11 protein-coding genes are annotated in these 12,295 nt (G+C 50.7%); 10 read left to right on the top strand and 1 reads right to left on the bottom strand.

What is annotated here, in order from left to right; genetic code table 11:
* Positions 1-112: 112 nt before the first annotated feature.
* From ACYVIY_RS25620 to ACYVIY_RS25595, 6 genes are all read left to right on the top strand, one after another.
* Positions 113-1,231: a sensor histidine kinase gene (locus ACYVIY_RS25620; RefSeq protein ID WP_460979389.1), complete on the top strand. Its 1,119-nt coding sequence runs from the start codon at positions 113-115 to the stop codon at positions 1,229-1,231.
* A gap of 125 nt (positions 1,232-1,356) precedes the next feature.
* Complete coding sequence (locus ACYVIY_RS25615; RefSeq protein WP_460979388.1) at positions 1,357-2,328, top strand: sensor histidine kinase; 972 nt, start codon at positions 1,357-1,359, stop codon at positions 2,326-2,328.
* A gap of 241 nt (positions 2,329-2,569) precedes the next feature.
* Positions 2,570-3,067, top strand: a complete 498-nt coding sequence (locus ACYVIY_RS25610) for a hypothetical protein (RefSeq protein WP_460979387.1) — start codon at positions 2,570-2,572, stop codon at positions 3,065-3,067.
* A 143-nt stretch (positions 3,068-3,210) separates the two neighbouring features.
* On the top strand, positions 3,211-3,906 hold the full coding sequence (locus ACYVIY_RS25605; protein WP_460979386.1) for a VOC family protein: 696 nt from the start codon (positions 3,211-3,213) through the stop codon (positions 3,904-3,906).
* 136 nt (positions 3,907-4,042) lie between these two features.
* Positions 4,043-5,050 (top strand): c-type cytochrome, encoded by a 1,008-nt coding sequence (locus ACYVIY_RS25600; protein WP_460979384.1) that lies wholly within the window; start codon positions 4,043-4,045, stop codon positions 5,048-5,050.
* Between the two features lie 266 nt (positions 5,051-5,316).
* Positions 5,317-6,108 (top strand): LytR/AlgR family response regulator transcription factor, encoded by a 792-nt coding sequence (locus tag ACYVIY_RS25595; protein ID WP_460979383.1) that lies wholly within the window; start codon positions 5,317-5,319, stop codon positions 6,106-6,108.
* A 293-nt stretch (positions 6,109-6,401) separates the two neighbouring features.
* On the opposite strand, the gene ACYVIY_RS25590 is transcribed toward ACYVIY_RS25595, so the two are convergent.
* A complete protein-coding gene (locus ACYVIY_RS25590; RefSeq protein WP_460979382.1) occupies positions 6,402-7,241 on the bottom strand; it encodes a bacteriorhodopsin in 840 nt (279 codons plus the stop codon).
* A gap of 215 nt (positions 7,242-7,456) precedes the next feature.
* Between ACYVIY_RS25590 and ACYVIY_RS25585 the strand changes: the two genes are divergently transcribed.
* The 4 genes from ACYVIY_RS25585 to ACYVIY_RS25570 all read left to right on the top strand — a co-directional run bounded on the left by ACYVIY_RS25585 (position 7,457) and on the right by ACYVIY_RS25570 (position 12,033).
* On the top strand, positions 7,457-8,320 hold the full coding sequence (locus ACYVIY_RS25585; protein ID WP_460979380.1) for a manganese catalase family protein: 864 nt from the start codon (positions 7,457-7,459) through the stop codon (positions 8,318-8,320).
* A 287-nt stretch (positions 8,321-8,607) separates the two neighbouring features.
* On the top strand, positions 8,608-9,774 hold the full coding sequence (locus ACYVIY_RS25580; RefSeq protein WP_460979379.1) for a glycoside hydrolase family 43 protein: 1,167 nt from the start codon (positions 8,608-8,610) through the stop codon (positions 9,772-9,774).
* 146 nt (positions 9,775-9,920) lie between these two features.
* Positions 9,921-10,592 carry a response regulator gene (locus ACYVIY_RS25575; RefSeq protein ID WP_460979378.1) on the top strand — a complete coding sequence of 224 codons (672 nt, stop codon included), beginning with the start codon at positions 9,921-9,923 and terminating at the stop codon, positions 10,590-10,592.
* Positions 10,593-10,677: 85 nt separating this feature from the next.
* Complete coding sequence (locus tag ACYVIY_RS25570) at positions 10,678-12,033, top strand: sensor histidine kinase (protein ID WP_460979377.1); 1,356 nt, start codon at positions 10,678-10,680, stop codon at positions 12,031-12,033.
* Positions 12,034-12,295: the final 262 nt, after the last annotated feature.

Genomic DNA, 12,295 nt, shown 5'->3' with positions numbered 1-12,295 from the left:
TTTCCCGCATTCTAAGTTGGTCTTGAGCGGCTCGATGAACACAATTGTTGTCGGTTCCGACGAACCTTCGTAATGTTGTGCAGGCTAAATTAGCTGGTAGATAAATCGAGTTGTGACCGTAAATCAAGCAGATACACTACCACTGCAAGCGCTCGGCCGCCAACCGGTAGACAATCCGCCGGAAGCATACACGAACGACAAGTGGATACGCATCATCGGAACACCCGTTGCGGTGCTGCCTTTTGTGCTGTTTTATCTGGAGGAATACGGCTACGACTGGCGATTGCTGGCTATGACCTTCAGCTGGGGGATGGTGTCAACGACCAGCGCCTGGTTCCTGCTGTATTGGTGGGTGATGCAGGTCAGAAAGCAGTATACGCTGAAATCGCAGACAAGCAAGCGCATTCTGCTTACGTTTGGCGGCTACTCCCTGCTGACCGTTATGCTGCAGGCCCTCGAAACCTGGGGATTAAGTCAGATTGATTTGAGCGGACTTATTACCCCGCCCGAATTTCCGCGGGTCTATATTATTCACTGTTGTATGGCCCTCACGTTTGTGATCATTGTGGGTGGCTACTACGAGATTACGTATTACTTGCATCTTTACCGGCTGGCGGTTGCCGAAGCGGAGGCCGTGCAAAAAGCCAGTCTGCAAAGCCAGTTCGACAGCCTTAAAAATCAGGTCAATCCGCATTTTCTATTTAACAGCTTAAATTCGCTGTCTGCGCTCATCTGGGAAGACCGCGATAAGGCGGGTGAATTTCTTGATGAGTTAGCCACGGTATACCGCTATTTGCTGCAAACGAACCAGCACCGGCTGGTGCCGTTGAAAACGGAACTGGACTTTATCCGATCGTTTTTCTTTCTCCTCAAAACGCGCTACGGCGTATCCCTAGACTGGCAAATCTGCATTTCGGACGAAGCAACGGAGCGCTGGCTACCGCCTTTGACGCTCCAGACACTAGTCGAGAATGCCATTCGTCATAATGTGATTAGCGCCAGTGAGCCCCTACAGATCATTATTGAAGCTGACGAAAACTATTTGTCCGTCAAGAACTCGATTCAGCGTAAAACACGACACATCCAGACTCAGCCGGGCGGACTCAACAACCTGACCGCGCTGTACGCATCGCTGGGTTTGCCTCTGCCACGTATCATCGACGACGGGCGGGTTTTCCAGGTAAAGCTGGAGTTGCCAAAATCTGCCGGAAATATGATAGCTTTACCCTAAAACGGCTGACCCGATAGCTGTAGGCAGCCAAACAACCACCCGTTTTGAAAACGACGCAGTACACTCGGAGGGATAATGTTATTGCACTCGCTCTTCTTCCGTTCTACTTTCTGTTTTTCAACTATATGCTTTTCGGGACGCTTTATTTTAAGCGACTCGATGTGTTTGTATTGGCTACGCTTAGTGTTGTACTGATCTTTACACCCATCTACTTTCTGCATAGCGTACCAGCGCTATATCTTCGGAATAAATTTCCCGAAGTTCACCAGACCTGGCTGCGGATGTTTCTGGCGTTACTAATTCACATCCTGATGTCATCAACGACCATTCTCGGATTTTTCTACGGGTACGAATGGATTGGTTTTCCTGGGTTTACCTTTAGTAACTCTCGTTTGTACAATACTTTATTATTTGGTATTGCGGGAAACATCATTGCGAACGTAGTACACGAAACGGTTTATACCTTTGATCGCTGGTCGCAGACGCTGAGCGAAACCGAAAAGTTTCGGCGGGCCAATTTGCAAAGCCAGTTGGAAGGCCTGAAGCAGCAGGTTAACCCGCACTTCCTCTTCAATAGCCTTAACTCTTTATCCTCGCTGATTGATGACGACCCGGAACGGGCCGAACTGTTCATTGAAGAACTGTCGAGCGTATACCGGTATTTGCTCCAGACGAACGCCAATGAGTTAACGACACTAGCCGCAGAATTACGGTTTATTCAGTCGTATTATCACCTGCAACGGACTCGGTACGGGAACGGACTTTCCCTACAGATTGACGTAGACGATACGTACCTAAGTACGCTTTTGCCCCCGCTTACGCTCCAACTGCTGGTCGAAAATGCCATTAAGCATAACATCGTTGCCGCCGATCAGCCCCTGCACATCACAATCCGGACTGATGATGGGGGCCAGCTACAAGTCATCAACAACCTGCAACTCCGACAAACCAAGGTGCTATCGAACGGGGTCGGCCTGATCAACATCTACACAAAATATCAGTTGTTGGGCCAGGGCGAACTGGAAGTTGGCATCGTTGACGATACGTTCAGAGTTCGAATCCCCTTGCTCACAAGCCAGCCTGAACTACGAGCTTAACAGCGGAGTAGCGCTCTGCTGACGCGCGTCAGCCTTCTATCCATTATTTACGTAGCAGTCGGTTCAGCAGCCCGAAATGATTCTCGCTTGATCGCCTTTTTTCTGCCTTTCACTGGCTGCAAATCGCACTTCACCCGTCTGTTCATAGGACTCACCCGCCATTCAGGCCAATTTTGACCCGTCAACGCCGGAGCATAGGCTGACGTAAACAACACCATTCTCTTTTCAACCAGCAAATTCAATGAACGCATTCACTACGTTACGTATAGGGGCGCTTGCCGCCTTAATATTATCAGGCGCTTCGGCCTGCAAGAAAGACCAGGATAACGCATCGCCATCACCAGCCAGCGCACCCGCTTTTGTTGGGAAAAGCTGGACGATGACGGCCTACACGCTCGACACACCCATCGACTTCGATGGCGACGGTACACTTGACAACGACCTGACTACGTTTCTGGACGAATGCCATACCGACGATTCGGTTGTGTTTGAGGCTAATGGTAAAGTGATGGGAAACAACGGTCAGCAGCGTTGCGAAGCCGATGAGCAAGCGGTAGAGCAAACCAATACGTGGTCGTTTGATGTGTCAACTCAGGTCCTAACCCTCAAGGATGTTGGCAACCCGGCCCGTGTAAGCCAGTGGCACGTACTTATCAATGATGGCAAAACATTGAAAGCTAGTGTTGAAGTGAATGAGGATGGGGTCACCATGAAGGCGACGCTTGTCCTGAAAAACTAAGTTAACCTATTTGCCATCAATCTTCCGTCGAGAATCAATTTACTACAGTAAGTTGCTCATTTAGAGATCTTTTAAGCTGAGTAGTAAGTGTATCGTATCTATCCAGCATCCGAAACGGCGAGCTGTACGTTACAGCCAGTGTTATGAAATTCCTTGCCATCGACCTTTACACAAACGACCCCATCGGTACGCGGGCGTTTTACACCCAGCGGCTGGGCTTACCGATTGTTTCGGAGTCAGCAACGCACCTGACGCTTCAGCTCGGCTGGACCCAACTAACGTTCTGGGCGGTCAGCGTTCCCGTAGCGCCTTATCACCTGGCCATCAACGTACCACGCGGAGCCCTGGAAGTATGCATGTATTATTTTGACTTCGAGTACCTCGATACGCAGGCCCGTGGACAAACTGTGGCGGAGTTCCCCAACTGGAACGCCCGGGCTGCTTATTTCTACGACAATGCCGGGAACCTGCTCGAGTTTATTGGCCGGGCCGATCTTCCGCTCGATGATCCCAACCTGACTATCAATGATCTGTTTCAGGGAGTGAGCGAAATCGGTATTGCCACCGAAGACGTAACGCTGACCACCTGTCAACTGGCGGCACAGTTCGGCATTGAGCAGTTCAGCAAGTCGGCACCAAAGCTGGATTTTAATGCGGTCGGCAACGACGACGGCTTGTTTATCTTGTCCCGTATCGGTCGGAAATGGCTTTTCTCGTCGGTCGAAGCCCAGTTGAATTATTGCCGGGTCGTATTCCTGAACGAACCAACGGGTCAGGTGCATACGCTGCACAGTTACGAAATCAACAGGCTCCCCATCGGTTATTCGTCTGTTGAATGAACAGGATTTATTAAACGGTTGATTTTTAGCCGATTGCTACAGAGCTCGCGTCTATATTTATAGTACTTTTAACGCAACTATGCCGAAAGGTATAGCCTTGAGTTACAATACGCCAATACCATTTCTAAACCCTTGTATGAAAAAAGCTTTTCGTTACGTAGGTGTCGGCCTGGCCGTCATCGCGGTAGGCTTTGTTGGTCTGTTAGCCTACGTAAAACTGGGTCTACCTGACGTAGGGCCAGCACCGGAGCTGCGCGTGAAGTCCACCGCAGCTCAGATTGAGCGGGGCCGCTATCTGGCCAATAACGTAAACGTTTGTATGGATTGCCACAGTACACGTGACTGGAGTCTGTACACCGGACCTCCGGTGGCGGGTACGCTGGGAAAAGGGGGCGATCGGTTCGGACCCGAAATGGGCTTTCCTGGTACGTTCTACGCACGTAACATTACACCGGCGGGCGTAAGCAGTTGGACCGATGGCGAACTGTTTCGGGCCATTACCTCCGGAGTTGACCGTACCGGAAAAGCGCTCTTCCCCGTGATGCCGCACCCCGCTTTTGGCCGCATGGACTCGGAAGACGTACAGGCGATTATCGCCTATCTGCGTACCCTGGCACCTATCGACAATGCCGTACCGGCTTCGGAAGCCGAGTTCCCGATGAACTTTATTTTGAACACGATTCCGCAGAAACCGGACTTTCAGAAACGCCCCGACTCTACGGACGTACTGGCCTACGGAAAATATCTGACGAACGCAGCTTCCTGCGTCGATTGCCATACGAAAAAAGAAAAAGGCGCACCGATTGAAGGTATGGAGTTTGCGGGAGGGATGGAGTTCGGGATGCCGGACGCAATGATCCGGTCGGCAAACATTACGCCGGATAACGAGACTGGTATTGGCCACTGGACAAAAGAAGCGTTTGTCGCCCGCTTTAAAGCCCATGACCCTGCCAGAGGCTACGTTCCTCCAGCGGTTAAGCCGGGTGAGAAACAAACGCTAATGCCCTGGATGATGTACGGCGGCATGACCGAAACCGATCTGCGCGCCATTTACACTTACCTGCGGACGCTGAAACCGATCCGTCACAAAGTAGAGACGTTTACGGCGCGGGTATCCGCTAAGCCAGAAGTCGCAGCGAAATAACCAATCTGAATCATCAATACGTAGAGTCTGGCTGGTGTTACGGGACGTAGCATCCGGTCAGACTCTACGTACGTAAAATCAGCCGAGCCGCTATCTTTGCCAGAACGTTGAAGCAAGTTTGACGCCAAAGAGTGGGGCATTTCACCGTCCGTTTGGCGCATTTCATCGCTTACTTTGTCGGTTCTGTCGACAAGAAAATTGCCAATAGGCTCTTAAATCAACTAGTTTAGAGTCGTAACGAATAAAAATTCCTAAACAGCCGTGCCATGAACGTATTGATTATCGAAGATGAGGAGTTAGCTGTCCGTAAACTGACCAAATTGTTAGGAGAGGTAGATCCCACTCTTCATGTTGTAGGCACAACGGCCAGCGTACGCGCATCGGTGAATTACCTGGAGACAAACGGGCCGGGCAAGCCTGACTATCCCGACCTTATTTTGATGGATATAGAACTGGCCGACGGGCAAAGCTTCGAGATTTTCGAGCAGACCTCCGTATCGTCACCGGTCATTTTCACTACCTCCTACGATGAATATGCGTTAAAGGCGTTTAAAGTGAACAGCATCGATTACCTGCTGAAGCCCATCAAACGCCACGAACTGGAGGCCAGTCTGACAAAGTACAAACGGCTGATGGATCAACCCAATGGCGGAACCCAGGGGCGGGTGGCCATTGATGCCCTCGTACAGCAGCTTCGTCAGCAGATTCAGCCCGCCGAATACCGCAAACGCTTTCTGGTTAAGCACTTGTCGCAGTGGATGCCCATTGAGGTTGGTGATATTGCCTATTTTTATTCAGAAGACGGCGTGAGCTTGTTCCGCACGAACACGAACCAAAAGTTTTCTATTGACTATACCCTCGACGATCTGGAAGCGATGCTCGACCCGGCGCAGTTTTTCCGCGCCAACCGCCAGTTTATTGTTGAGGTTAACGCCGTGCAGCAAATTCATCCGTATTTCAACAACAAGCTAAAACTAACGCTTAAGCCCACCCCCGACGATGAAGTGCTGGTGAGCCGGGAACGCGCCACAGAGTTTAAGAAGTGGATGGGTAAATAAATGCCGTTGCTTGGTGATAAATAGTTGAAAGGCTTTTATAGCGAGTACACCCAAAACAAAAACGCTATCGAAGATCAGGCTTCGATAGCGTTTTAATGTTTGTTCAACTATGAATAATTCGTATTGCTTGGAGCAACCCAACAACAGCAGCCAATTCGTCAGAAGACGATCTTCTAAACTGTTCGCAAGCTACAGCCAGCTTATAAGAAGAGGCTTAATTTTGTCTTAGAAATAGCTTAGAAATGCCGTGGTCGGCACAATGGCCACGGCATTACGTAAAACCCTGCACAGATCTAGCTGATTCCGTATGCCGAAGCACTAGCGCTTTCGGGAACCCGCTTGTCCATCAGTTCTTTAGCGGTCAGGTACGTAATAATTCCAACACCTACTTTATTGATTACATCGGCAATTGAAAAGGCCAGGTGAATCCAGTTCGGATCAAAACTGGGGATGCAGGTGAGGATATACCCAATTGGATAAACACCCCAGAACGTAACGGTTGTTAAGGCAATGGTGCGAAAAGCCAGGCGCTCTTCGGATTCGACCTGAGTATTGAATTGCTGCCAGATCCGGTACAGGGTGAGCGGAATCAGGACGTAGCCAAGGGTGGATACGGCTCCCCAGATCAGTTTTGAGGTGACTAAAACCTGGGCTCCGTCGGTCAGTTGCTGCTCTCCAACGTATCCGGTAACAATCATGAAAAAATCGGCAGCCAGTAGCGTCGCGTACTGCTTCGGGGCATCGCGGTAGCGGATACGTAGCATGGACACCATCTTGATCAACAGCAACGGAGTGGTTATCGCCCAGTCCATGTAGCGGTATTGACCAATGGCATTATAGGCTTGTCGAGTTAGAGTTAGCCGGTCGTCAGGATCGCTCACGTTGGCCAGTTCTTCGAGGTAATCGTGGAAAAAGAAGGTGATCAGGACGTACGAAATCCCGGCAACGGCAACGATGCAGGCGGTTAAGGTTTGGGATAGGCGGTGTTCGGGTGCCACACTCGTCCGGGTGGCCAGCGAGAAGATGAAACAGGCCAAAAAGGCGTAGGTCGTTGCGGTTATAAAGAAATAGGTTAGCATGGGAAGCAGGCCAACCAGATCGGCAGTGGGAATAAATTGGGTAGAAAACTTCATGCGAATGGTAGTTGTAAAAATCCTCATTCTGATTCCTGAGGCTATCGGCAGTACAACCGTAGAGACTTCAAAGAGTTTTCGGACCCGGCTATAGACAGAAGGGGAACGTTCGCTCATTAATACATAGATTTTGTAGAGAAATGGTGCGACTGGGCCAACAATCAGAAAAAAAGACGGTTGGGAAGGCAGTTATCACCAATAAATCCTCAACAACTATGTTTTATCACGACAAAAAACTCCAGTACAAAGTACGCGTAGAGAAACCCAATCCGCAGTTTGCCCGTGCTCTTCAGCAAGCTATTGGTGGCATTGAAGGCGAAATTCGTGTTTGCCTTCAGTATCTTTTCCAGGCCTGGAACTCCCGTGGTCCAGTTCGGTACCGGGACATGCTGTTAGATACAGGAACTGAGGAAATGGCGCACATCGAAATGCTGGCTACAGCGGTGGCACTTAATCTGGAAGGGGCGTCGGGCGATTTAGTAGACACAATTGTTGGGAAAGATCCCATCGTAGCGGCCATTATGGGCGGCATGGACCCTCGTCATTACCTATCGGGTGGGTTAGGGGCCATGGCGGCTGATGCGAATGGGGTTCCGTTTAACGGCTCCTGGGTCGTTAGCTCAGGAAACATAGCCGCCGATATGTACGCGAACGTAATGGCGGAGTCAACGGGGCGTGTGCTCGCTACGCGTCTTTACGAAATCACGGATGATCCGGGCATGAAAGATATGCTTTCCTTCCTGATTGCGCGCGATACTATGCACCAGAACCAATGGCTGGCCGTACTGGAAGAACTGGGTCATGGTGACCTGCGCAAGGTGCATCCGATCCCAAACAGTTTTCCGCAGGCAAATGAGAATCAGGAGGTAAACTATACGTTCGTCAACACGAACATTGACCCGGATTCGCCATCGATTGGTCAGAATCGCCGGTGGTCGCACGGCTCGTCAATGGATGGTAAAGGCACGTTCCAGGAGATAAAAGCGCATCCAATGGCTGGTGAACCGCAGTTAGGTCCTCCAATGCCTTCGGCCTACGCGCAAACAGAGCAGATGACTGAACATAACTCGAAAGCGTAATACGCACGACTCTATATAAACGCGAAAAGCTCCCCAGCGGGAGCTTTTCGCGTTAGTAGTACCCCTCCCGGCCTCCCCTCGAAGGGGAGGAGTTTTAACCGACAAGTTCTGCTCCTCCCCTTCGAGGGGAGGCCGGGAGGGGTACAGTCTGAGGAGGGTGCATAGGTAGTTCGCAGTATTTACTTTGGAGTGACCTTTTGAGCGGAGAATCCGGTCAGGACACATGTTAAGTTGGTTCACTACCGACAATTTGCCTACCTTTATTTTAAAACGAGTCGATTGTCATAATGAAATTTTTAGCGCTCCTGCTTTTCGTTCTCTCAACACTGTGTCTCAATTTTCCGTCGGTAAACACCGCTCAGTCTGTTACCGCCGACACCGTTACGTTCTCGAACCCACTACCCGTTCAGTTCGGTGATCCGTACGTTTTGTTTACCAAAGGCACGTATTACATGTACGGCACGGGCGGAGGTGCCGACAAAGGCTTTGCCGCCTACTCGTCGAAAGATATGGTCAACTGGAAACGGGAAGGGCAGGTGTATTTTCATAATAACAAAAACGGCTGGAGTGACCCAAACTCTGCCTGGGATGGTGCGTACTGGGCCCCGGAAGTGTATGAGGTAAAAGGAAAATATTACCTGTTCTACAGTGCCCAGTGGAAAGTAAACCCGACCCGCGAGAAAGAAAACTTTCGCATTGGGGTGGCCATAGCCGACAAACCAACCGGGCCATTTATTGACCTCACGAATAAGCCTATTTTCGACCCCGGCTACCCGATCATTGACGCCAATGTGTTTGTGGACGCTAACGGCAAAACCTATTTATACTATTCCCGCTGCTGCTATAAACATCCCGTCGACAGCGAGGTGGCCGATCTGGCACGTAAAAAAGGTTGGTTCAAGGAGATCGAAGAGAGTTGGGTGTATGGTATCGAACTGAAACCCGATTTTTCGGGTGTGATCGGTCAGCCGGTTTTATTGCTGCGGCCCCCCGTTCGGCTCAACGACAAACAAGCTGGCTGGGAAAGCCAATCGGTGATGGCCCGCGAAGTAAACCGCCGTTGGACAGAAGGCTCCGTTACGTTCAAAAAAGACAAGACCTATTACATCATGTACTCGGCCAATCACTTCGGCGGTCGCTACTATGCCATCGGGTATGCTACGTCAAGTTCTCCGTTGGGGCCGTTTAAGAAAGCAGATAACAATCCGGTATTGCAGAAGAATACGGAGAGGGGCGGTCTGGTGTCGGGCACGGGGCACAACAGCATTACGTATTCGCCGGATGGCAAAGAAATGTTTTGTGTCTACCACGGACGAACCGCTAAAACCGGCGACGAACGGGTTGTTTTTATCGATCGTATGCAGGTTAAAAACGGGCGGATAAGCGTTTCGGGACCTACTACCAGCCCCCAGCGACTCCCCTCCGGCGTAGTATCGGCGGTAGGTGCGCATTAAGGTCGATTGCCGTCTGTTCTGAACACCGTCCGGACAATTGATCTTGCGTATCTTTGTTTGAGTAGTCTGCGGTGTCAACGCTGGTGGTAACGATATTACGGCAAGCCAGTGCCCGCGTAAAGCCGTGATGAATTCATAGCGTTAGCATGAAAATCCTGTTAGTTGAAGACGAAGAGCGGTTGGCTTCTTTTATCCGCAAAGGCATGTCGGCCGAGGGCTACGAGGTTGAAGTGGCGTACGATGGACGTACCGGCCTGTCCTTCTTTCGTAAGGATGAATATGATATTATCATCCTGGACGTCAATCTGCCGCAGATGAACGGCTTTGAGTTGTGCCGGCTGATCCGGTCGGAGAATGAGTCCGTACCCGTGCTGATGCTAACTGCGCTGGATAGTCTGGCCGATAAGTCGGATGGTTTCAACGCCGGGGCCGACGACTATCTGGCCAAACCGTTCGAGTTTCAGGAGTTGCTGTTACGTATTCGCGCGTTAACACGCCGGAACGGCTCCAAACCCAAGCAGATTCTTCGGCTGGCCGATCTGGAACTGAACCTCGATACCAAGACCGTTACCCGCGCCGGCAAACGCATTGACCTGACCACCCGAGAATACGCGCTGATGGAATACCTGATGCTCAATAAAGGAAAAATCATTTCGCGGGTCGACATCAGCGAACGGGTCTGGAGTCTGAATTTTGATAGCGCGACCAACGTTATTGATGTATACATCAGTTACCTGCGCAAAAAGATTGACAAGGGTTTTTCGCCTAAATTACTGCATACCATTGTCGGCATGGGCTATGTTCTCCGCGAAGATTAGATGAGTCGTCATTCGTGGCTTTTCATTATTGAACAACGAACGGCCACGTCTAGACGCCCAATGACTATTTACACCAACTAGATTCATGCTCATTCGCAATCGCCTGACGATCATTTTCACCCTGCTGGCGACTGCCATCCAGATTATGCTGTCGCTGCTGGTGTGGTATTTCTATTCGCTGTACCGACAGGAGGAGTTTTACAGTCGGCTGGAGTCGAAAGCCCGTGTGGCCGGGCGGGTGCTGATTTCCCGGCGGCATTTGCACGATGATTTCTTTAAAAATATGGTACGTACCGATCTGCTCACCATCGTGGAAGAGCAAATCAGTATTTACGACAACCGGCGTAATCTCGTTTTTACCAACCGGACCTTGAAAGAATCCGAGTATTATAAAGAAAAGATACCGCTGGTTACGTCAAACTCGCTAATGGAATTCAGAAGTGGCCACCTGGAGTCCATCGTGATGCCGTACCAGGACCGGGGGCAATTGTTTTACATTTTCGCTTCGGGTTACGACCGGATTGGCTTTTCCAAAATGAGTGCGCTTCAGCAAATTCTGATGCTGGCTAACCTGCTGGGGTTTGCCTTGATTGTGCTGGCGGGCTGGTATTTCTCCGGGCGGGTCCTGAAACCCATTTCCCAGATTGTCGACGAAGTTGAGCAGATCACAGCTACGCACCTGCACAAGCGGGTACACGAAGGCAATCGACGGGACGAAATTGCGCAGCTCGCCATGACGTTCAACCAGATGCTGTTTCGGCTGGAAGATGCGTTTGTGTCCCAACGTAGCTTCGTCGCCCATGCCTCCCACGAACTACGCACCCCGCTCACCAACACCCTGGGGACGCTGGAAACTTCGCTACGGTACGACCAAAATCCGGCCGACTGGCGCGAGAGCATGGAAGTGGCCGTCGACGAGTTAAAAAAAGTGATTGCCCTTACCAACGGCCTGCTTGGCTTAGCTAAGGTTACTGATGGAACCGTTGCCCTGACGGCCGTTCAGGTAGACGATTGCCTGCTCACGGCCATTGGTCAGGCGCAGACCAAATACCCCGGCCGGAGCTTACCGCTTCAATTTATGACGACTGAGGAAGAATCGTTCACCGTAAAGGGCAACGCGAGTCTGCTCACAACGGCCTTCCTGAATGTGCTCGATAATGCTTGCAAATACTCCAGCGGAGCCGTTTCGGTGCAACTGCAAGCCAAAGACGAACAGATCACCGTTACGGTAACCGACCAGGGGCGCGGTATCGCTGAGAACGATACCGCTCACATTTTTACACCCCTGTACCGGGGAAAAAACGTAGAAGGGGTGCCGGGCTACGGCATCGGGCTGGCCGTTACGCAGAAGATTATTGAGTTGCACCAGGGGAGCCTGCAAATTACCTCCAACATAGACCAGGGAACCTCAGTCACGATTACGTTACCCAGCCAAGTGTAACCCGTCCCAGTCGAACAAAAGTTAGTAGTGGGAGTAGGACCTGACGTTACGTTGCGATAGAACGGGCAGGTATGTTTTCACCTCATTTTAGGAGCTTAATCAATCGATTCGTGAGGGTGCCGTACGTAGCGTACATAGCGCCAGGGATTATTTATGCACTATCTAAGAGACTGTCTAAAATTAAAATCGTCGGATCATAATGCGAATCATGGCCAGTTGAATCATCGCTTCCGATACTTTTACTGACCGTTCATAATCCACA

The organism is Spirosoma knui (assembly GCF_054780635.1).
The sequence above is the reverse complement of the archived record's forward strand: the minus strand, read 5'-3'. Positions and strand labels throughout refer to the sequence as shown.